Origin of the sequence: Streptomyces diacarni (genome assembly GCF_003323715.1) — a bacterium.
Taxonomy (GTDB): Bacteria; Actinomycetota; Actinomycetes; order Streptomycetales; family Streptomycetaceae; genus Streptomyces; species Streptomyces diacarni.
In genome coordinates this window covers 137,131-158,653 of record NZ_QOIN01000043.1, presented here as the reverse complement: position 1 = coordinate 158,653, position 21,523 = coordinate 137,131, and the positions used below count along the sequence as shown (strand labels likewise).

The 21,523-nt window shown below is 70.8% G+C and carries 13 protein-coding genes; 7 read left to right on the top strand and 6 right to left on the bottom strand.

The window, feature by feature from the left end; genetic code table 11:
* Nucleotides 1-157 precede the first annotated feature (157 nt).
* A complete protein-coding gene (locus DTL70_RS14745) occupies nucleotides 158-1,930 on the bottom strand; it encodes an ABC transporter ATP-binding protein (protein ID WP_114022578.1) in 1,773 nt (590 codons plus the stop codon).
* A gap of 71 nt (nucleotides 1,931-2,001) precedes the next feature.
* A complete protein-coding gene (locus DTL70_RS14740; protein ID WP_245979374.1) occupies nucleotides 2,002-4,218 on the bottom strand; it encodes an ABC transporter transmembrane domain-containing protein in 2,217 nt (738 codons plus the stop codon).
* Between the two features lie 279 nt (nucleotides 4,219-4,497).
* Between DTL70_RS14740 and DTL70_RS14735 the strand changes: the two genes are divergently transcribed.
* Nucleotides 4,498-5,340 carry a L,D-transpeptidase family protein gene (locus DTL70_RS14735; RefSeq protein ID WP_114022376.1) on the top strand — a complete coding sequence of 281 codons (843 nt, stop codon included), beginning with the start codon at nucleotides 4,498-4,500 and terminating at the stop codon, nucleotides 5,338-5,340.
* Nucleotides 5,341-5,473: 133 nt separating this feature from the next.
* Here the strand turns inward: DTL70_RS14735 and DTL70_RS14730 are convergent, their stop codons facing one another.
* Nucleotides 5,474-6,889, bottom strand: coding sequence for a Gfo/Idh/MocA family protein (locus DTL70_RS14730; RefSeq protein ID WP_114022375.1), 1,416 nt, complete (start codon nucleotides 6,887-6,889; stop codon nucleotides 5,474-5,476).
* A gap of 345 nt (nucleotides 6,890-7,234) precedes the next feature.
* Here DTL70_RS14730 and DTL70_RS14725 point away from each other — a divergent pair, with 345 nt between their 5' ends.
* On the top strand, nucleotides 7,235-8,626 hold the full coding sequence (locus tag DTL70_RS14725; protein WP_114022374.1) for an alpha-amylase: 1,392 nt from the start codon (nucleotides 7,235-7,237) through the stop codon (nucleotides 8,624-8,626).
* A 51-nt stretch (nucleotides 8,627-8,677) separates the two neighbouring features.
* On the opposite strand, the gene DTL70_RS14720 is transcribed toward DTL70_RS14725, so the two are convergent.
* Both DTL70_RS14720 and DTL70_RS14715 read right to left on the bottom strand, forming a co-directional pair.
* On the bottom strand, nucleotides 8,678-11,647 hold the full coding sequence (locus DTL70_RS14720; protein ID WP_114022373.1) for an FAD-binding and (Fe-S)-binding domain-containing protein: 2,970 nt from the start codon (nucleotides 11,645-11,647) through the stop codon (nucleotides 8,678-8,680).
* 134 nt (nucleotides 11,648-11,781) lie between these two features.
* Nucleotides 11,782-12,231, bottom strand: a complete 450-nt coding sequence (locus DTL70_RS14715; protein ID WP_114022372.1) for a MarR family winged helix-turn-helix transcriptional regulator — start codon at nucleotides 12,229-12,231, stop codon at nucleotides 11,782-11,784.
* A gap of 164 nt (nucleotides 12,232-12,395) precedes the next feature.
* Between DTL70_RS14715 and DTL70_RS14710 the strand changes: the two genes are divergently transcribed.
* Nucleotides 12,396-14,306 carry an ABC transporter ATP-binding protein gene (locus tag DTL70_RS14710; protein ID WP_147266780.1) on the top strand — a complete coding sequence of 637 codons (1,911 nt, stop codon included), beginning with the start codon at nucleotides 12,396-12,398 and terminating at the stop codon, nucleotides 14,304-14,306.
* 64 nt (nucleotides 14,307-14,370) lie between these two features.
* Here DTL70_RS14710 and DTL70_RS14705 read toward each other — a convergent pair whose 3' ends face one another.
* Nucleotides 14,371-15,672 carry an exo-beta-N-acetylmuramidase NamZ family protein gene (locus tag DTL70_RS14705; protein WP_114022371.1) on the bottom strand — a complete coding sequence of 434 codons (1,302 nt, stop codon included), beginning with the start codon at nucleotides 15,670-15,672 and terminating at the stop codon, nucleotides 14,371-14,373.
* Nucleotides 15,673-15,827: 155 nt separating this feature from the next.
* Between DTL70_RS14705 and DTL70_RS14700 the strand changes: the two genes are divergently transcribed.
* From DTL70_RS14700 to DTL70_RS14685, 4 genes are all read left to right on the top strand, one after another.
* On the top strand, nucleotides 15,828-16,340 hold the full coding sequence (locus DTL70_RS14700; protein WP_114022370.1) for an O-acetyl-ADP-ribose deacetylase: 513 nt from the start codon (nucleotides 15,828-15,830) through the stop codon (nucleotides 16,338-16,340).
* 466 nt (nucleotides 16,341-16,806) lie between these two features.
* Nucleotides 16,807-18,852 carry an NADH:flavin oxidoreductase gene (locus DTL70_RS14695; protein ID WP_114022369.1) on the top strand — a complete coding sequence of 682 codons (2,046 nt, stop codon included), beginning with the start codon at nucleotides 16,807-16,809 and terminating at the stop codon, nucleotides 18,850-18,852.
* A gap of 150 nt (nucleotides 18,853-19,002) precedes the next feature.
* Nucleotides 19,003-20,271, top strand: a complete 1,269-nt coding sequence (locus DTL70_RS14690; protein WP_245979373.1) for an aromatic ring-hydroxylating oxygenase subunit alpha — start codon at nucleotides 19,003-19,005, stop codon at nucleotides 20,269-20,271.
* Nucleotides 20,268-21,437: an FAD-binding oxidoreductase gene (locus DTL70_RS14685; RefSeq protein WP_114022367.1), complete on the top strand. Its 1,170-nt coding sequence runs from the start codon at nucleotides 20,268-20,270 to the stop codon at nucleotides 21,435-21,437. The genes DTL70_RS14690 and DTL70_RS14685 overlap by 4 nt, the downstream gene beginning before the upstream one ends.
* The last annotated feature ends 86 nt before the right edge of the window (nucleotides 21,438-21,523 follow it).

Sequence of the window (21,523 nt, the reverse complement as noted above, 5' to 3'; positions counted from 1 at the left end):
AGACCGGCTGTGCCGCGTGCGCCCCGATCCACCACGGTCCCGAGTGTGACGAGGCCATGCGCGCCGGGAGCGCCCCGGCCCGTCCCGGGTTCGCGCCAGACAGCGGCTCCCGTGGCGAGAGTGCCCCCACCCGTACCCGGGCCCGTGCCGGGCCACGTCACCCGTGCCACGAGCGCCAGAGCGCCGCGTAGGGGCCGTCGGCCGCCACCAGGTCGTCGTGACTGCCCAGTTCGCTGACGCGGCCGTCCTCGACCACCGCGATGACGTCGGCATCGTGGGCGGTGTGCAGACGGTGGGCGATCGCCACCACCGTGCGACCCGCGAGGACCTGCCCCAAGGAACGTTCCAGGTGTCGTGCGGCACGAGGGTCCAGCAGGGAGGTCGCCTCGTCGAGCACCAGGGTGTGCGGGTCGGCCAGTACCAGGCGGGCCAGCGCGATCTGCTGGGCCTGCGCCGGAGTGATCGTCATGCCCCCGGACCCCACCTCACTGTCGAGCCCGTCCGCCAACGCGGTGGCCCAGGCGTCCGCCCCCACGGCGGCCAGCGCGGACCACAACTGGTGATCACCGGCCTTTGGGGAGGCCAACAGCAGATTGTCGCGCAGAGTGCCGACGAAGACATGGTGCTCCTGGTTGACGAGCGCCACATGGCGACGCACGTCCTCCGCGCGCATGTCGCTCAGCCGCTCGCCGCCCAGAGTGACCTCTCCACGACGGGGCCCGTAGATGCCCGCGAGCAGCCTTCCGAGCGTGGACTTGCCCGCTCCGGAAGGCCCGACGAGCGCCACACGGCTGCCGGGGGTCACCTCGAGCGTGATGCCGTGCAGCACGTCCACGTCGGCCAGATAGCCGAACCGCACCTGACGCGCGCAGACGTCCTTCCCCCGGGGCGTGAGACCGCCCACGCCGCTGTCCGGCTCGATCTCCCGGACTCCGACGAGCCGTGCCAGCGAGACCTGGGCGACCTGGAGCTCGTCGTACCAGCGCAGAATCATGTTCACCGGCTCGACCAGCATCTGTGCCAGCAGCGCGCCGGTCGTCAGCTCGCCCACACTGATCCAGCCCTCCATCACGAAGGCCCCGCCGAGCAGCAGCACGCCGCCGAGGATCAGCATGTTGCTGAGGTTGACGACGGGGAAGAGGACGGTGCGCAGCCACATGGTCCGGCGTTCCCAGGCCGTCCACTGACCGACCCGCCGCTCGGAGAGGGCCACCCGCCGCGCCCCCAGCCTGTGCGCCTCCACGGTGCGTCCCGCGTCCACGGTTTCGGCCAGCGCCGCCGCGACGGCCGCGTAACCTGCGGCTTCGGCCCGGTAGGCGTGTGGCGCCCTGCGGAAGTACCACCGGCAGCCGACCACGAGCACGGGCAGCGCGATGAGTACGGCCAGAGCCAAGGGCGGCGCCGTCAGACACAGGGCGCCGACCAGCAGGACCGTCCATACCAGCCCCACGGCCAGTTGGGGCACTGCCTTGCGCATGGCGTCGGCCAGCCGGTCGATGTCGGTGGTGATCCGGGACAGGAGGTCGCCCGTCCCGGCCCGCTCCAGGACGCTGGGTGGCAGCGCCACCGAGCGTACGAGGAAGTCCTCTCGCAGGTCCGCCAGCATCTCCTCGCCCAGCATCGCGCCTCGCAGCCGTACCTGCTGGGTGAAGACGGTCTGTACCACGAGCGCGAGGGCGAACAGGAGGGTGACGCGCACCAGGTGCAGTTCGCGCTCATCAGCGGCCACGTCATCGACCACTCCGCCGAGCAGCTGCGGCCCGGCCATCGAGGCGATGACGGCGATGCTGTTCACCGTGACGAGCAGGACGAAGGCGCGGCGGTGACGCCGCAGCAGTGCGCGCACATAGGACCGCACTGTCGAGGGAGACCCGACAGGCAGGATGGTGACGTCCTCGGGTGCCGACGGGTCGTACGCGGGGGCGGGCACACCGAACCGTCGACTGTGCGGCGGTGCGGAGGCCGGCTCGGCTGCCCCCTCCGTCGCGGTGCTGCGGACGCTCACGCGGACTCGACCTCCTCGGTGTGGGCGCGCGCCCCTGACGCGCTACTCCTCGCTGACGCGCTGTTCCCCGCTGAGGCGGCGTTGCCTGCCGGCGCGGGGGTTCTCGCCGGCGCGGTGGTTGCCGCCGGCGCGGCCTTCCTGGCTGTTGCGGTGGTTGTGGCTGGTGTGTCGTCCTCGGTCGTTCCGCTGCTACGCGGCGAAGCGCCGTCTGCCGCCGGAGTGGGCGCCCCGAGGGGTTCGATTCCCTCCCCGCCGGGAGCATCAGGTTCGCGACTGACGACGGCCCGGTACGCGGCGTGGGTGCGCAGGAGGCCGCGGTGCGTTCCGCTCGCGACGGCTTTGTCGTCGTGCAGGAAGACGACGCGGTCGGCGCGGTCGAGCAGCAGCGGGCTGGAGGAGAGGACCACGGTCGTCCGGCCGGACCTGAGCCGCCCCAGCTCCCGGGCGATCCGCGCCTCGGTGTGCGAGTCGACAGCCGACGTGGGTTCGTCGAGAACCAGCACGCGAGGGTCGCTCAGCAGCGAGCGGGCGAGGGCGAGCCGCTGCCGCTGCCCGCCCGACAGGGAACGCCCTCGCTCGGTGATCCGGGCCCGCATCGCGTCGCCCTCCGCGTCGGGGCTGCCCTGGACCAGGGCATCCAGCACGTCGCCGCACTGGGCGGCTGCCAGGGCACTGGCGGGAGTCACCGCACCCGAGGAAGGTACGTCGAAGAGGTCGGTGAGACTCCCCGAGAGCAGGACCGGGTCCTTGTCCTGGACGAGTACGGCGGTGCGCGCCTGCTCCAGGGGCATGCGGTCCAGCGGAGCAGCGTCGAGCAGGACGGAGTCGAGAGGGACTGAGCCGGGCGGGATGGGGTCGGACGGGACGGAGCCGGGTGGAACGGACGTGCCGGCGGGCTGCTGTTTTCCCTCACTCCGGTCGCTGCCGCCGCCGGCCGCGGACGCCGGGTGTCCGCCCAGCCGCTCCGCGAGGTGTCCGGCCGCGTCCGGGTCGCCGCAGACCACCGCGGTGAGCATCCCGAGCGGTGCGTGCAGCCCGGTGACCGGGTCGTACAGCCCCTCCGAGCCGTCCGTACCGACCGTGCGGTCCGTTCCGCCCGTGCCGTCGACCCGGAGAGCGGAGCTCGCGTACGCGTCGCTCCGGTGGCGGCGGCGCTTGTCCCGGTGGCTCTCGGAGCTGTCCTCCTGGTGCTCGTGGCCCTCATTGCCCTCGTGGTCCGAGCGCCGCAGTGCCAGGACGCGTGCCGCGCGGGCGGCCGAGGGGCGCGAGAAGGAGTACGACATCGCGAACTCGCCGAACAGCTGGAGCGGCATGAGCAGGAAGCTGATGGCTCCATACACCATGACCAGCTCGCCTACGGCGATACGACCGTCCACCGCCAGCCCGGTGCCATACCACACCACCGCGATCAGCAGCAGCCCCGGAAGGGCGACTTGGAGTGCTTCGATGAACGACCACATGCGTGCCGTCCGCACGGCGGCCCGCCGCACCTCCTGGGAGGCTCGGCGGTAGCGGGCGAGGAAGAGTTCCTCACCGCCGATGCCGCGCAGGACGCGCAGGCCGGCGACGGTGTCGGCGGCGAGTTCGGTGGCGCGTCCGGCCTTCTCGCGCTGCGCGTCGGCCCGCCGGGTCGCCCGGGGGAGGAGCGGCAGCACGGTCAGTGCCAGGGCGACCATGCCGGCGCAGGCGAGGAGCCCCAGTTGTGGCTGGTAGGCCACCAGGGCTGCGCAGACCCCCAGCGTGGTCAGCAGGGCGGCGCTGAAGCGGGAGACCGCCTCGACGCACCAGCCGATGCGCTCGATGTCCCCGGTCGAGACCGCGACCACTTCGCCGGCCGCGACGCGGCGGGTGAGCGTGGCGCCGAGAGCGGCGGTACGGCGGGCGAGCAGCTGCTGGATGCGGGCGGCGGCGGTGATCCAGTTGGTGACGGCGACCCGGTGCAGCATCGTGTCGCCGACTGTCACGGCCAGCGTGAGGGCCAGCATCGCCGCGCCGGCCCGGGTGAGCCCGGAGCCTGAGCGGTCCACGACGGCGTTCACGGCCAGGCCGGCGACGGCGGGGAAGGACGCGATCGAGGCGAGGTGCAGCACGCCCCAGCCCAACGCCTTGAGCTGGCCGCCGAGCTGGCGGCGGCCCAGCCACAGGAGCAGTCGGAAGCCCGACCTGACGTCCGGGTCGCCGGGGTCGGAGTAGGGGAGGTCGCGAATCTGCATGACGTTCCAAACGGTTGCGCAAGCGCGCTCGGCCGAGTGTGGGAGACGAGGCGCGCTGCGACGTGTCGGGGTCCGGGGAAGCCGGATCAGGAAGGGCCGTGGTCGGCCCGCGTTCAGACGTGCGGAGCGAATGCGGCGAGCGGGCATGCGGGAGGCACCCGTGCGGGCCGGGCGACGGGAGCCCGGTGGGTGTTCGCTGATCTCATCCGGTCACTCGCGCGATGGCAATGGGTTTTCCCGGGCGGCGGCACGGTTCAGGCCAATGCGAGGATGGAGGACATGCGCATACGTGGGGCAGGACGGACAAGCGGCGGGGCAGCGGCGCGCGGGGCCACCACGGGCCGCGCCCGGGACGTGTCGGCTGCCAGGGCGAGGGCGCGAGCCAAGGCCAGGGCCGCTGCGGTGGCGGCAGCGGGTGGCACGGTGCTGGCGGTGCTTCTCGCGGGCTGCGGTTCCGACGACGGCGGGCAGCAGGGTTCGGGGAGCACGAAGGCCGAGAAGGACTCCGGGGCGTCGCCGAAGGCCGAGCTGGCGAAGAACCCCACGGAAATCCCTCGTGTGGGTGACCGTCTCCAGGCGAAGATCCCTGACAACAGCACCCAGGTCGTGGCTGTCGAGGGCAGGGGCAAGGACTCGGCGGACGCGAGGGTCCGTCTCTACACCCGGCACGGCAAGGCGTGGCACGAGGAGCACAGCTGGCAGGCGCACAACGGCAAGAAGGGCTGGACGAGCGACCACCATCAGGGGGACAAGCGCAGCCCGGTCGGTGTCTTCTCGCTCTCGGACGCGGGCGGGGTGCTGCCTGAACCCGACGCCAGGCTGCCGTATGCCCACACGTCGGCGTTCACTCCGCCTTCGTACTGGCCGAAGAAGACCCGTCACGACTTCGACCACGTGATCGCCATCGACTACAACCGCGTCAAGGGCACCTCCCCCCTGGACCCGACCCGGCCGCAGGGCCAGGCCAAGGGGGGCAGCATCTGGTTGCACATGGACCACGGCAGCGGCACATCGGGGTGCGTGAGCCTGTCGAAGGCCGGCATGGAGACGCTGTTGCGGACGTTGGATCCGAAGAAGCACCCCATGGTCGTGATGGGGGACAAGGCCTCGCTCAACAGCTGAGCGGGGGGCGAGCCGGGTCTGGGGGAGCGAGCGGGGTGCCGGGCGCACGAACCGGGCCCGGGCGCCCCTCACTTCGCAGTGGCGAGGCCCGCCACTCCTTGAGAGGTGAGCTTGGTCCCCGTCACGCCTCGCCTCACTCTTCGGGCTTCTCGGAGTCGACGCCCGGCCGTTCCTTCTTCCACAGGCCGCGGGTGAAGTCCGGGATCTCCTGCGGCAGGCCGTTGGCCTTGATGGAGGCGTGACTGAGCGGTACGGGTGCCGTCCAGGTGGCCGCGTCGTAGACGTCGAAGTCGGGTACCAGTCCCAGCCTCATGCACTGCGTCAGGCGGAACAGCATGATGTAGTCCATGCCGCCGTGCCCGCCGGGGGGATTGGCGTGTTCCTTCCACAGCCAGTGGTCGTGTTCCTTGTATCCGTCGAAGTCGCCCCACTCGTCACCGGACATGTCCGGCTCGAGGTAGATGCGGGGCGGGTAGTCCTCGAAGACGCCCTTGGTGCCGCCGAGGATGTTGAGCCGGGAGTAGGGGTGGGGGTTGGAGACGTCCTGTTCCAGACGGATGACCCGGCCCTTGGCCGTCTGGATGAGGCTGATCGCCATGTCGCTCTTGACGTAGGTCTCCTTCCAGCTCTCGTCGCCCTTGGGCGCGTGTTCCTTGCGGTAGGCGGCCAGGCCGAGGGAGGGGGATCCGAAGGTGCTGATCCGGACCGCGCGGTCGCCGCGGTTGACGTCCATGTAGTTGGCGACGGGTCCGAAGCCGTGGTTCGGGTAGAGGTCGCCCTTGAGCCGGGTGTGCCACTTGCGGCGCCAGGGGCCCTCGTAATAGTTGGGGTCGAACATCAGGCCGCGCAGGTCGTGGAGGTAGGCGCCCGCGCCGTGCAGCAGATCACCGAAGAGACCTTCGTGGGCCATGCGCAGGACCCGCATCTCGTTCTGCCCGTAGGCGCAGTTCTCCAGCTGCATGCAGTGCTTGCGGGTCTTTTCCGAGAGGTCGACCAGCTCCCACAGCTGCTTGAGCTCCAGTGCGATCGGACACTCGACGCCGACGTGCTTGCCGCCCTTCATAGCGGCCTTCGCCATCTCGAAGTGCCAGTCCCAGGGGGTGGCGACGTAGACGAAGTCGAGGTCCCCGCGTCTGCACAGCTTCTCGAAGTCGTGGTCGCCCTTGGCGTAGAGGGCGGGTGCCGGCTGCCCGGCGTCGGTGACCTTCTTGGCGGCGCGTTCGGTCTTCTCCCGCACCGGGTCGCACAGCGCGACCACGCGCACGCCCTCCAAGGCCAGGAACAGGTCGATCATGCTGCCGCCGCGCTGCCCCAGGCCGATGATGCCGACCCGGACGGTGCGGCGCTCGTCGAACGGTACGCCGATCATGGTGCGGCCCCGCCGGGGCGGTGTCGCGGACTCGCCCTGTGTGGCCGCGGCGGCCGCAGCGGTGCCGGGCGCCGCGGCCGCGGCCGCCGGGGTGCCCGCTGCCCCGATGCCCAGCCCTGCTCCGGCGGCTGAGGCGGTCCGCAGTACGGAGCGGCGGCTGAATCCTTGGTCGTCACTCATCGGGTCTCCCGCAGTCTTCGCATGTCGTCCAGGTGGGTGAACTCGGCTATGGACCCTGCTGGTTGAGACCAGTGGTGCGCAAGAGCGCGGACTTGGACTCTCGTCGTTCGTGGATGGACTTCCGCGCGCGGGGACGGGATTCCGACTCTCGTAATTTCTTGCTGCAAGTAGACGGCAAAACTTGCGTGGCCTCTTGACGTGCTCACGTCCTGGCGGCAGGCTCCCGGTCAACCTCGTGGACACACGGGCTCGCTCGAACCCGCGTGTCCACGTCCCCCCACGGCGGCCCAGGCGCCTGGCTGCCTTCCGGGCACCTGCGTGCCCGCACACAGAAGGAGCCGCATCATGAGAAAGCGTCTGCTCAGCGCGAGCACGGCAGGAGTACTGGCGGCCGGCGGTCTACTCGCGACGGCGCCCTGGCACGCGCAGGCGGACCCCTCCGCAACCGCGGCGCAGGCCTCCCCTCCCGGCGAGAAGACCGTCACCGCCACGCTGTTCGAGCGTCCCTTCGCGTCCGTCGCCCAGGAGTGCACGGACACGCTCGGCCCCGCCGGCTACGGCTATGTCGAGGTCTCGCCCGCCAGCGAGCACATTCAGGGGGACGCCTGGTGGACGTCGTACCAGCCGGTCAGCTACAAGATCGCGGGCAGGCTCGGCAGCCGCGCCGACTTCGCGAACATGGTGCAGGCGTGTGAGTCGGCAGGTGTCAAGGTGATCGCGGACGCCGTCGTCAACCACATGACCTCGGGATCGGGCACGGGCACCGGTGGCACCCCGTACTCCAAGTACGGCTACGAGGGCACCTACGAGGACGCCGACTTCCACGCCTGCCGTCGCGACATCGCGGACTACACCAGCCGTGACGACGTGCAGAACTGCGAACTGGTGGGCCTGGCCGACCTCGACACCGGCAGCGACAAGGTGCGCGGCGCCATCGCCGGCTACCTCGACGACCTGCGGTCCCTGGGGGTGGCCGGGTTCCGGATCGACGCGGCCAAGCACATGGCGGCGGCCGACGTGGCCGCCATCAAGGCGAAGATGACCGAGGACCCCGGCTTCTGGGTCAGCGAGGTGATACACGGCGACGGCGAGGCGGTGCAGCCGGAGGAGTACACGGAAGTGGGGGACGTCGACGAGTTCCGCTACGGCCGTGCGCTCAAGGGGGCGTTCCAGGGCGGAGACCTCGGCGCGCTCCACAACCTGGGCGACGGCATGCTGGATGGCGGTTTTGCACGCACGTTCGTCGACAACTGGGACACCGAACGCAACGGCTCGACGCTGACCTACAAGGACGGCGCGGCTTACACGCTCGCCAACGTCTTCCTGCTCGCCCACCCCTACGGTTCGCCGAACGTCTACTCGGGCTACGAGTTCAGCGACGCCGACGCCGGGCCGCCCAGCGGCGGAACCGGCTGGACCGGCAACCACGCCAAGTCGGAAATCACCGGGATGGTCGGCTTCCGCAACGCGGTCGGCACGGCGGAGCTCACCGACTGGTGGTCCGAGGGGCAGGCGCTCGCCTTCAGCCGCGGCGACAGGGGCTTCGTCGCGCTCAACAACGGCGACAGCGAGATCGACAGGACCTTCACGACCTCGCTGCCTGCCGGCACCTACTGCAACGTGGCCTCCGAGCAGGGCGGCTGCGGACAGAAGGTGGAGGTCGGCTCCGACGGCACCGCGCAGGTGACACTGCCGGCCCGCAGCGCACTCGCCCTGCACGTCGACGCGACAGAGTGACGCACGGGGCGGGCCGCACAGTGGCCCGCCCCCTCCCCGCCTCGGTCGCCGTCACCGAGGGCGGGTGGCGCGCTCCAGTTCCTGGATCACCGAGTGGTACCCGCGGTCGCCCGTGGCGTGGTCCATTCCGATCTCGCAGGTCCGGTTCGCCGACAGGTACGCGTCGTACGAGCGACGGCCCACCTCCGCGGCCTCGCGGGCCGTAGCGGAGGCCGTCAGCTCCTCGTGCAGCAGCCCCCGGTCGCCGGCGAAGGCGCAGCACCCGGCGTCCAGTGGCACCACGACCTCGTGGGCGCACGCCTGCGCCACCTGGCGCAGTTCCGCCTCGTCACCCAGGTGCCGCATGGAGCAGGTGGGGTGGAGGACGGCCGAGGCGACGCGGCTCTCGACGGTGAGCCGGGGAAGCAGCTCCTGGGCGGCCCAGACCAGGGAATCGACGATCGTCAGCCGTTCGTGGAGTTTGCGGTTGGCCGGGGTGAGGTAAGGCACGACCTCCTCGGCGATCCCCAAGGTGCAGGAGGAGGCGTCCACGACGAGCGGGAGTTCACCGCCGTCCGTCCACCGCCAGGCGGCTTCCACCATGCGGTTGGCCATCAGCGTGTTGCCGGCCTCGTAGCCCTTGGAGTGCCAGATGGTGGCACAGCAGGTACCCGTCACGTCCTCCGGTATCCAGACCGGACGTCCCGCGCGCGCTGAGACGGTCACCATGGCCTCGGGGAGCGACGCTCCCTGGTAGCCGTCCGGGTCACCGAAGATGCGGTTCACACAGGCCGGGTAATACACCGCGGAGGCGAGTTGCCTGCTGGTCGCCGGAAGGCGGCCGGCGGCCGGAGCCGGGATCTCCGGCAGCCACTCGGGGACCAGATCCGGGCGCACCGCCTTGCGCGCCGCGCCGGTCACCGCCTTGAGCATCCGGTCGCCCAGCGTGCCGTCGCGTCCGGGCAGCCGCCTGCGCAGCTGGTCGGCGGCCGCGACGGCCAGCCGGGCCGAGCGTTCCACACGGGCGAAGTGCTGCGCCGTGCGTGCGGCGGTGCGCTCCTCGCGAGGGGAGTGCCGCGCGTGTCGGAAGGACTTCATCATCGCGCCCGTGTCGATGCCGACCGGGCAGTCGAGTGCGCAGGTGGAGTCGCCCGCGCAGGTGTCCACGGCGTCGTATCCGTAGCTGGCGAGCAGGTTCTCACCCACCAGGGAGCCGGGACGCTGCCGCAGCATCTCGCGGCGGAGCACGATGCGCTGACGTGGTGTGGTGGTCAGGTCCTCGCTCGGGCAGGTCGGTTCACAAAAGCCGCACTCGATGCACGGGTCGGCGATGGCTTCCACGCTGGGGATGGATTTCAGGCCGCGCAGGTGCGCTCTCGGGTCGCGGTCCAGCAGGACGCCGGGCGCCAGCACCCCGGCCGGGTCCAGGAGCCGCTTCGTGCGCCACATCAGCTCGGTGGCCTCGGGTCCCCATTCCAGCTCCAGGAACGGGGCGATGTTGCGGCCGGTGGCGTGCTCGGCCTTGAGGGAGCCGTCGAAGCGCTCGACGGTCATCCGGCAGAAGTCGTCCATGAACGCGGCATAGCGGGCCACGTCCTCGGAATTCGCCGCGTCGAAGGCCAGCAGGAAGTGCAGGTTGCCGTGCGCCGCGTGCCCGGCCACCGCGGCGTCGAAGCCGTGGCCTTCCTGGAGTTCCAGCAGCGCCTCGCATGCCTCCGCCAGCCGGGAGGGCGGTACCGCGAAGTCCTCGGTGATCAACGTGGTGCCCGAGGGGCGCGAGCCTCCTACGGCTGTGACGAACGCCTTGCGCGCCTTCCAGTACGAGGCGATCGTCCCCGGATCGCGTGTCAGCTCGTTGGTGACCGAGGGGACAGGGGCCACCAGGTCCAGGTCGGCCAGCACCGCGCGTGCCGCTTGCTCGCGCTCCTCGCGTACGGCGTCGCCGGGGGAGCGGAACTCGACCAGCAGGGCCGTGGTCTCCTTGGGCAGGTCCGCCCAGTCCTGCGGCACTCCCGAGACGCTCACCGAGGCCCGCAGGGTGTTGCCGTCCATCAGCTCCACCGACATGGCCCCGGCCTCGTTGAAACGGGGCACCGCGGCAGCCGCGGCCGACAGTGAGGGGAAGAAGAACAGCCCCGTCGAGGTGCGCCGGTGCAGCGGCAGGGTGTCGAAGACGAACTCGGCGAGGAAGCCGAGTGTGCCCTGGGAGCCGACCATCAGCCCGCGCAGGATCTCGACCGGCGTGGTGCCGTCCAAAAAGGCGTCGAGACGGTAGCCGTTGGTGTTCTTCAACTCGTACTTGGCACGGATGCGGTCGACGAGTCGCGTGTCGGCCTCGATCTCCGCCTTGAGCGCCATCAGGCCCTCGCACAGCTCGGGCTCGTCCCGCGCCAGCTTCTCGTCCGCCGCCGGATCGGCCGTATCCACGACCGTGCCGCTCGCCAGGACGAAGGTGAGCGAGGCGACGGTGCGGTAGGAGTTGCGGGTGGTGCCCGCCGTCATCCCGGAGGCGTTGTTGGCGACCACTCCGCCGACGGTGCAGGCGATGGCGCTGGCCGGGTCGGGGCCCAGCAGCCTTCCGTGCGGCGCCAGCGCGGCGTTCGTCCGGAAGACGGTGGTGCCGGGCCTGATCCGTGCCTGCCTGCCCTCCTCCAGCACCTCGACGCCCGCCCAGTGGCGGCGCACGTCGATGAGGATGTCCTCGCCCTGGGCCTGGCCGTTCAGCGACGTGCCGGCGGCGCGGAAGACGACGTCGCGGCCGTGCTCGTGTGCGTAGGAGAGCACCGCGGCGACGTCCGTCACGTCCTCGGCGAGCACCACCACCTGAGGGATGAAGCGGTACGGGCTCGCGTCGGAGGCGTAGCGCACCAGGTCGGAGATCTTCGTGAGCACCTTCTCCGTTCCCAGCAGCTTCTCCAGGTCGCTCCGGAGCGGCTGCGGGGTACCGTGCGCCCGCTCCTGCGGCACCCGGTCGGCGGCGGGGGCGTGATCGGCTTCGGTGCGCGGGCGCAGTGCTCCAGGCTTCGGGTCGAGCAGCGGCATGGCATCTCCTGGGCACGCGAGGGGACGAGGTGGCTCGGGTGAGGGCAGGGCTGGAATGTGCGTCTCATGCTAGAGCGACCCTCCGACACCGGCCGTGGGGGTCGTACCGGCCGGACAACGCTCGTGCTGCCCGGCTACGCCGAACTGTGGCCCCGCCCGTCCAGCAACGCCAGCAGGCTGCTGAGCTCGTCGCGCTGCGCGGAGGTCAGCGGGGCCAGCAGCTCTTGCGCCGCCGCCCGGCGGGCCTGCCTGAGCTCCTCCAGCGCGTGGGAGCCGCCCTGTGTCAGCTCGATCCGGGTCACCCGGCGGTTCGCGGCGTCGGGGGAGCGGCGCACCAGGCCGCGCTCCTCCAGGGCGTCGATGAGGCTCGTCACCTGCCGTGGCACGACGCCCAGCCGCTCGGCGAGGTCCGCCATCCGTGGTGGCTGCGGACTGTGCGAGACGGTCCGCAGCATCCGGGCCTGCGCAGGTGTGACTCCCACCGGGGCGAAGTTCTGCCGGTGGGCGTGGTTGATCCGCTTGGTCAGGCGCAGGAGCTGGTCAGCCAGGTCGGAGGCGTGTTCGTCGGCGGAGTGCTGGGGCATGACCGCAAGCTATCAGGATGATGTTCATTGTGAGTATAGGTAACCATGAACTATGCTCCGGAATTCCGACGGCGAACGGCACACGGGGTGTGACGGGTGGACGGCACACGGATGGGCCGCACTCGTCGCACTCCGGCCCCGCACCACCGACCCAGAGGAGACCCTTGCGCCATGCAGAGCCCGGCTGGACGCCGGAACCGAAGGACCCTTCGACGCCCGAGCAGCCCGCCCAGGTGCGCCGCATCCTGCGCCTGTTCCGCCCCTACCGCGGCCGACTGACCCTGGTCGGTCTCCTGGTGGCCGCCTCCTCGCTGGTCTCCGTGGCGTCGCCGTTCCTGCTGCGCGAGATCCTGGACGTCGCCATTCCCGAGCAGCGCACCGGTCTGCTCTCGCTGCTGGCCCTCGGCATGATCCTCACCGCCGTCATGACCAGTGTCTTCGGCGTGCTGCAGACGCTGATCAGCACCACCGTGGGTCAGCGCGTCATGCACGATCTGCGCACGGGTGTCTACGCCAAGCTCCAGCGGATGCCGCTCGCCTTCTTCACGCGCACACGGACGGGTGAGGTCCAGTCCCGCATCGCCAACGACATCGGTGGTATGCAGGCGACGGTCACCTCGACCGCCACCTCGCTCGTCTCCAACCTGACCAGCGTGGTCGCCACCATCGTCGCCATGCTCGCCCTCGACTGGCGGCTCACCCTCGCCTCCCTCGCGCTGCTGCCCTTCTTCGTGTGGGTGAGCCGGCGCGTGGGGCGGGAACGCAAGCGCATCGCCACCGACAGGCAGAAACAGATGGCCGTGCTCTCCGCGCTGGTCACCGAGTCACTGTCGGTCAGCGGCATCCTGCTCGGACGCACCATGGGCAGGTCCGACTCGCTCACCCGCGGCTTCGCGGACGAGTCCGAGCGCCTCGTCGGCCTGGAGGTGCGCTCCAACATGGCGGGGCGCTGGCGGATGGCCACCATCGGCATCGTCATGGCCGCCATCCCCGCCCTGCTCTACTGGACGGCCGGCATGCTCACCCAATTCGGCGGCCCGGCGTTCTCCATCGGCACCCTCGTCGCTTTCGTCACCCTCCAGCAGGGGCTGCTGCGGCCGACCGTCTCGCTGCTGACCACGGGCGTGGAGATGCAGACCTCGCTGGCCCTCTTCCAGCGCATCTTCGAATACCTCGATCTGCCCGTCACCATCACCGAGCCCGAGCACCCTGTCGTCCTCCCCTCGGTGCGAGGCGAAGTGCGCTTCGAGAGTGTCGACTTCTCCTACGATGAGGACGCTTCCCGTGACACCGGCATGCCCGCGGGCACCGGCACTGCCGGCAGCGCCGTCGACGCGCAGGCGCGTACTTTGAACGGCGTCGATCTGAGCGTCCCTCCGGGCAGCAGCCTCGCCATCGTGGGAGCCACCGGGTCGGGCAAGAGCACCCTGAGCTACCTGGTGCCGCGGCTCTACGACGTGAGCGCGGGCCGCGTCACTCTCGACGGCGTGGACGTCCGCGACCTCGGTTTCGCCACGCTCTCCGAGGCGGTGGGTGTCGTGTCCCAGGAGACGTACCTCTTCCACGCCACCGTCGCGGAGAACCTGCGCTTCGCCAAACCGGCGGCCTCCGACGAGGAACTGCGCGCCGCTGCCAGGGCCGCTCAGATCCACGACCAGATCGCCGCCCTGCCGGACGGCTACGACACCCTCGTCGGAGAGCGCGGCTACCGCTTCTCCGGCGGCGAGAAACAGCGCCTCGCGCTCGCGCGCACCATTCTCAGGGACCCGCCTGTGCTGATCCTCGACGAGGCCACCAGTGCGCTCGACACCCGTACCGAACGCGCCGTGCAGGAGGCCATCGACGCGCTGTCGGCGGGGCGTACCACCCTCACCATCGCGCACCGCCTCTCCACCATCCGCGGCGCCGACCAGATCGTCGTCCTGGACGGCGGCCGCATCGCGGAGCGGGGCTCCCACGAGGAGCTTCTCGCGGCGAACGGCAAGTACGCGGCCCTGGTGCGCCGTGACGGGGAGACGACCGGCACGGACGGGGCGCCGGACGACCGCGAGCCGGCCGACGTGGTAGCCGGCTGACAGCGTCCAGGACGGTCGGCCGGCGGCCCACCGGCAGGAGTGGGCCGCTGGTCCGCGGGGCTCTTCACCGGTAGAGCAGGTACCGCCGCCTGGTCCGCTCGAAGTCGCGGACTTCACGGCGCCAGGATCCGGTGACCTCGTCCAGGGACGCGCCCGCGTCGAGCATCTTCCGCAGCCGCGGAGAGCCCGACAGTTTGTCGATCCAGTACGGCCGCTTCGTGTCGGGATCCTTGCGCCAGGCGAAGTCGTCGTACCGCATGGCCTCCCGCAGCATGGCGACAGCGGTCGGCACCGCCTCGTACCGTTCCGGGTCGGTCACCAGGAGCTGGACACCCGCGCAGGTCTTGCCCTCGTGCTTGCTGAAGGTGGGCACGAAATAGCCCTCACGAAAACGCACACCCGGCAGGCGCAGGGCGTTGAGGCGGTCGCTGTAGTGGTAGTCCAGATAGGGCGCTCCGACGAACTGGAACGGCTGGGTGGTGCCCCGCCCCTCGGACAGGTTCGTTCCCTCGAAGTAGCCGGTGCCCGCGTAGGCGGTGGCGGTGTCGGGCGTCGGCATGTTCGGGGACGGCGGCACCCAGGGCAGCCCCGTGTGCTGTGCTGTCGTACGGGGAGACCAGCCGCGCACCTGTACGACCTCCAGCTCGACTGCGCCGCCGTCGCCATCGACGGGCAGCAGCTCGCCGTTGAAGTAGCGAGCCAGCTCGCCCACGGTCATGCCGTGCTGCTGGATGATCGGCTTGAGGCCGACACCGGAGGCGTACTCCGGTGTCAGCAGCGGGCCGTCGGCTCTGCGCCCGATCGGGTTCGGCCGGTCCAGGACGACGAAGGCCGCTCCGATGTCCCGGGCGGCGACCATCGCGTGGTACATCGTCCAGATGTAGGTGTAGAAGCGCACCCCCACGTCCTGGATGTCGAAGACGACCGTGTCGACTCCGGCCTTGCGGAAGAGAGCGGCCATCTTCGCCGCGTCCGCGCCGTACGCGTCGTAGACCGTCAGACCGGTGCGGGGGTCTTCGAACTCGGGTTCGGAATCGCCCGCCTGCGCGCTGCCCCGGAAGCCGTGTTCGGGGCCGAAGACACCGACGATGTGCAACTCGTCCCTTTCGGCCATCGAGTCGACCACGTGCCGGGCGTCCCTCAGCACTCCCGTCGGATTGCTGACGACACCGACCTTCCGGCCCCGCAGTACGCGCCACCCTTCGGCCGCCGCCACGTCGGCGCCCGGCGTCACCCGCCGCCCGCCGTGTCCGCCCCCCGACCGGTCCGGCGGTGCCGCGATAGCCGTGTGCCCCAGCAACGGGGTGGCGAAGGCGGCGGCCGTGCCGCCGGCCATCAGGAAACGACGAGAGGGAGTACGGGTCATCAGGAACCGTCCTTCCAGCGAGAAGGGTGCAGCGAAGCGGTGAGCGGGCCAAGAAGCGGTGGGGCAAGCTAATACGAACGCGCGCACGCCCACCAGGGGGCGCGCAGCGGACAACCCGTGTGCGTCCAGCCGCCCGCCGCGCCAGGATGGTGCACATGCCGACGAACATCACCCTGGTGCGGGGCGACATCACCGAGCAGGACGCCGACGCCGTCGTCAACGCCGCCAACTCCTCGCTGCTGGGCGGGGGAGGCGTGGACGGTGCGATCCACCGCAAGGGTGGCCCCGCCATTCTCGCCGAGTGCCGCACACTGCGCGCGGGACACTACGGGCGCGGCCTTCCCACCGGCCAGGCCGTCGCCACGACGGCGGGACGGCTCGCGGCCCGCTGGGTCATCCACACGGTCGGCCCGGTGTACCGGGATTCCGGCGGCGATTCCGCGCTGCTCTCCTCCTGCTTTGTGGAGTGTCTGCGCGTCGCGGACGAACTCGGTGCGCGAACGGTCGCGTTTCCCGCCATCTCCACCGGGGCTTATGGCTGGCCGGTGGCGGACGCCGCGCGGATCGCGGTGGCGGCGGTGCGCGGGACGGACACGGCGGTCGAGGAGGTCAGGTTCGTGCTCTTCGACGAGGGGGCGTACGCGGCATTCGCCGCCCAGATCGGCTGACGCGGGCGATACCGGTCCTCCGCCGTCTTCCCGGCAGTAGCGCTGTCGGGGCTCCCTGCGGCGAGCGAGGGACGTCTCGGGTAGCGCGCCGCCCGAAGGACGTACGGGGGCGCCGCGCGGCTTCCCTCGGTAGCAGGCGTGGGCCGCGGAGGGAAGCGGTGCGACATATGTCGATCTTGCAGTGGGTTCGCACGGTTTCCTGTCAGAGCGCTTGATTGTCCGTCAAGGCGGCCGGCTCCACGCTGGGAGTGCGGCGCTGAAGTGCGTCCCCTCCCCGTCTCGACGGCCGGGTCCGGTGTGTGGGGCTCGCTTCGGCGCACGCACCGACCCGACCGGCTCCGCATCCGGTGCGGCGTCGGTCGGCCCTGTCATCCCGTCACCGCTGTGGCGTGGTGCCGCGGCGGTCACGACGGCGCCGGAGACGGGGCAACGTCCTCCGGGTCCCGGACGGTTCACGAGGAGTGCCATGCGTACACGAATGACGGATCCTCTGCTCCAGCCCTACACGCTCAAGAACCTCACCCTGCGCAACAGGGTGGTCAGCACCTCGCACGAACCGGCGTTCGGGCAGGAGGGACTGCCACGGGACCGTTACCGCAGGTACCACGTGGAAAAGGCCCGGGGCGGGGTCGGTCTGACGATGATCGGCGGCTCGGCCGTCGTATCACCCGACAGCCCGCCCTCCTTCGGCAATCTGCTGCTCTACCGCGACGAAGTGGTCCCCTGGCTGCGCCGGCTGGCCGACGACGTCCACGCCGAAGGCGCCGCTGTGATGTGCCAGGTCACTCACCTGGGGCGGCGTACCAGCAATTACGCGGGCGACTGGTTGCCGGTCCTTTCCGCCTCGCCCCTGCGCGAACCCGCACACCGTGCCTTTCCCAAGGAGGCCGAGCCGTGGGACCTGGACCGCGTCGTGCGGGACTACGCCGACGCGGCCGCGCGCTGCCGGGAGGGTGGCCTGGACGGCATAGAGATCCAGTCGTACGGCCACTTCCTGGACGGTTTCCTGTCGCCTACGACGAATCAGCGCAGCGACGAACTCGGCGGCAGTCTGACCCGGCGCATGGCATTCCCCCGCCGGGTGATCCGCGCGATCCGGTCCGCGGTCGGCCCCGATTTCGTCGTCGGTATCCGCATGATGATGGAGGAGGACAGGCCGGACGGGCTCATGCTGGAGGAGGCGCTGGAGGCGGCCGGGGCGTACATCGCGGACGGTATCGACTTCCTCAGTACCATCCGGGGCTCGATCGAGAGCGACGCCACCCTGGCGCGGGCGATCCCGTCCATGGGCACGCCCTCGGCACCGTTCCTGGAGTTCACCGCGGAGGTCAGGCGGCGGCTCGACGTCCCGGTGATGCACGCGGGACGTATCGCCGATGTCGCCACCGCGCGGCACGCCGTGCGGGAGGGCATGCTCGACCTCGTCGGCATGACCAGGGCCCAGATCGCGGACCCGCACCTGGTGGCCAAGGTGGCCGCCGGGAACGAGGACCGTATCCGGCCCTGTGTGGGCGCGAGTTACTGCCTGGACGCGATCTACGACTCCGGCGACACCAAGTGCGTCCACAACCCCGCCACCGGGCGGGAGCTCCAGCTGCCGCACACGGTGACGCGTGCGGTCGAGCGGAAGAAGGCCGTGATCGTCGGCGGCGGTCCCGCCGGCCTTGAAGCGGCCCGTGTGCTGGGCGAACGCGGACACGACGTCGTGCTCTTCGAGGCAGGCGCGCTGCCCGGCGGCCAGGTCCGCATCGCCGCCGCCAACCCGCGCAGGCGAGAGCTCCTCGGCATCGTCGACTGGCGCGTCGACGAGTGCGCCCTGCTGGGCGTCGACCTCAGGCTCGGAGTTCTGGCGGAAGCGGAGGACGTGCGCACCGAACGCCCCGACATCGTCCTCATCGCCACGGGCGGCCTGCCCAACACCACGTTCCTGACGCAGGGCGCCGACACCGTGGCCGACACCTGGGACGTGCTCAGCGGCTCCCTCCGCCCCCGGGGACGCGTGCTGGTCTACGACGACAACGGGGCCTACCCGGCACTGGACGCCGTGGAGGTGCTGGCCCGGCAGGGCGTGCCGCTCGAATACGTGACACCCGAGCGAACGCTCGCCCCTGACGTCGGCAGCATGAACGCACCCGCGTATCTGCAAGCGTTCGCCGAGTACGCGGTGACCACCACGCCGGCGCACCGGCTGGTGTCGGTACGGCGAGCGGAGGAAGGGCGCCTCGTCGCGACCCTGCGCAGTGAGTACGCGGCACGGCAGATCGAGCGGACGGTGGAGCACGTGGTGGTGGAGCACGGCACGCTGCCCCACACGGACCTCTACCGCGAACTGCTGCCCGCGTCGAGCAACCTCGGCCGGGTCGGCCACCGCGAACTGCTGGCAGGCGAACCGCAGCACGACGTCGCGAACCCCGAGGGCCACTACCAGCTGTTCCGGATCGGCGACGCCGTCACCAGCCGCAACATCCATGCCGCGGTCCTGGACGCACTGCGGCTGTGTCTGCCGATGTGAAGCCCCGAATCCGCCCTCCGCCTCCCTCTCCGTGAAGAGACGGCGCTCGGAGACCCGACGTGCGCCCCCTGGCACCGGCCCGGGCCCTGCATGTACGGACCGACAGTGCGGAGGGCGCTACCACTCGTACAGCACCGAGAGGAGCACAGCGTGACACCACTGGCAGGCACCATGGAACCCGGGAAAAGCCGGCTCTTGGACGCGGTGGCGCGGCGGGTCGCCGGCCACAGCCTGGAAGGGCCGTACTACACCGACCGCACGTTCTTCGACCTCGACATCACGGCGATCTTCACCCGCCAGTGGCTCTTCGTCGCCGTGGACGCCGAAGTGCCCGAGCCCGGCGACTGCTCCACGGTGGAGATCGGCCCCTACTCGGTCATCGTCCTGCGCGACGACGAAGGCGGCCTCCGGGCGTTCCACAACGTCTGCAGGCACCGCGGCGCCCGCATGCTGGACGAGGGGCGCGGATCGGTCGGCAACCTCGTGTGCGGCTACCACAAGTGGACCTACGGAACCGACGGCGCGCTCCGGCACGCTCCCGCCCAGCCACCGGACTTCGACCGCGACTGCTTCGCTTTGAAAACCGTGCACGTACGCAGCGTCGGCGGACTCGTGTTCGTCTGCCTCGCCGATGAGCCGCCCGCCGACTTCCCCGAGGTCGCGGCCCGCATCGAGCCCTACCTGGCGCCCCACGAGCTACGCCGCGCGAAGGTGGCGGCGCGCTGCGACCTCGTCGAGAACGGCAACTGGAAACTCGTGATGGAGAACAACCGGGAGTGCTACCACTGCGACGGCCACCCCGAACTGCTGCGCACCTTCTTTCCCACGTACGGCTACACGCGCGACAGCGTCCCCGCGAACCTGCGCCAGGCGCACGAACGCTACCTGCGAGCCGACGCCGAGATGCGTGCCACGTACGAGAGGCTCGGCCTGCCGTACGCGCTCATCGAGGAACTCCACGAGCGCACCACCGGGTTCCGGATCCAGCGCGACGCGCTCGACCTCGCCGGCGAGTCCTTCACCCCGGACGGGACAGCGGCGTGCCGCCGCCTGCTGGGCGACCTGCCCACGCCGCGCCTCGGACACCTGGCCCTGCACCTGCAACCCAACTCCTGGTTCCACGTCCTCGGCGACCACGCTGTCACCTTCAGCGTCCTTCCGCTTGCCCCGGACAAGACCCTGCTGCGCACCACCTGGCTCGTCCACCCGGAAGCCGTGGAGGGCGAGGACTACGACCCGGGCACGCTGACGAAGGTGTGGACCGCGACGAACGAGCAGGACGCACGCCTCGTCGCCCGCGCCCAGCAGGGGGTCGCGAACCCGGCCTACGAGCCCGGCCCCTACGCACCGACGGAGTACCAGGTCGAGGCGTTCTGCACCTGGTACCTCGCCCGCCTGCGAGAGGAGCTGCGGCCATGAACGACCTGCTCGCTCCGCCCGGTGCCGAGTGCTCCGAGCCAGGGGCCCCGTACCGCGAGGGTGACGGTGCACAGGACCAGCGGCTGGTGTGCACGCACATCCAGACCGTCACCGCCGAGATGAAGACGTTCGTCTTCGAGCCGGCCACGCCCGGACTCTTCCGGTACGAGCCGGGACAGTACCTCGCGTTCACCTTCCGCATCGACGGTCGGGAGGTCGATCGGTGCTACACGCTCTCCTCCGCGCCGACTCGCCCGCACGTCGTCGCGATCACCGTGAAGAGGGTCCCCGGAGGGCTGGTGTCGAACTGGCTGCACGATCAGCTCGCCCCGGGCGACCTCGTGCGGGCCCGCGGGCCCCTCGGACACTTCTCAACGGCCCGGTACCCGGCTCCCTCCTACCTCTTCCTCTCCGGCGGCAGCGGGATCACACCCCTGATGTCCATGACCAGGACCCTCTACGACCTCGCCTCGCCTGCCGATGTGGTTTTCGTGCACAGCGCCCGCACCCTGGAGGACGTTCCCTTCCGGCAGGAACTGGAGCTGATCGCCCGGACCGCACCGCATGTGCGCGTCGTCCACGTGTGCGAGGACGACGGGCCGGCACCACCACCGTGGCTTGGCCACCGCGGTCGCCTCACGCCCGACCTGTTGCGGCGGATCGCGCCCGACTTCCCCGAACGCGAGGTGTTCACCTGCGGACCCCCCGGCTACATGCGCGCTGTGCGTCGGATGCTCTCGGCAGCGGACTTCCCCAGGGAGCACTACCACCAGGAGAGCTTCGATGCCGCACAGGAGGGCTTCGGGGCGGCGCAGGAGAGCTTCCGGACCGCGCAGGAGCGCTTCGAGACCACCAGGGGGCGGACGACCGGGGCCGACCCGGGGGCCGCGCCCGCGGGCGCCGCGACGTTCACCGTGAAGCTCGCCCGCAGTGGGACGACCCTGGCTTGCGACGCGGGAACCCCCGTACTGGAAGCCGCGGCACGGGCGGGCGTCACCCTTCCGTCCTCGTGCGGTGAGGGCGTCTGCGGCTCCTGCATGACCACGCTGGAGAAGGGATCCGTCGACATGCGCCACAACGGCGGCATCCGCCCTCGCGACACAGCCCGCAACAAGATACTGCTGTGCTGCTCAACACCCCTGGAAGACCTGGTGATAGACGCCTGACCGGAGGGAAGCCGCTGCCTGGAACGGGCGGGAACGCTCTTAGGGCGCCCGCCCAGCACCACCACGACGCCGGGCACACCGTCGCG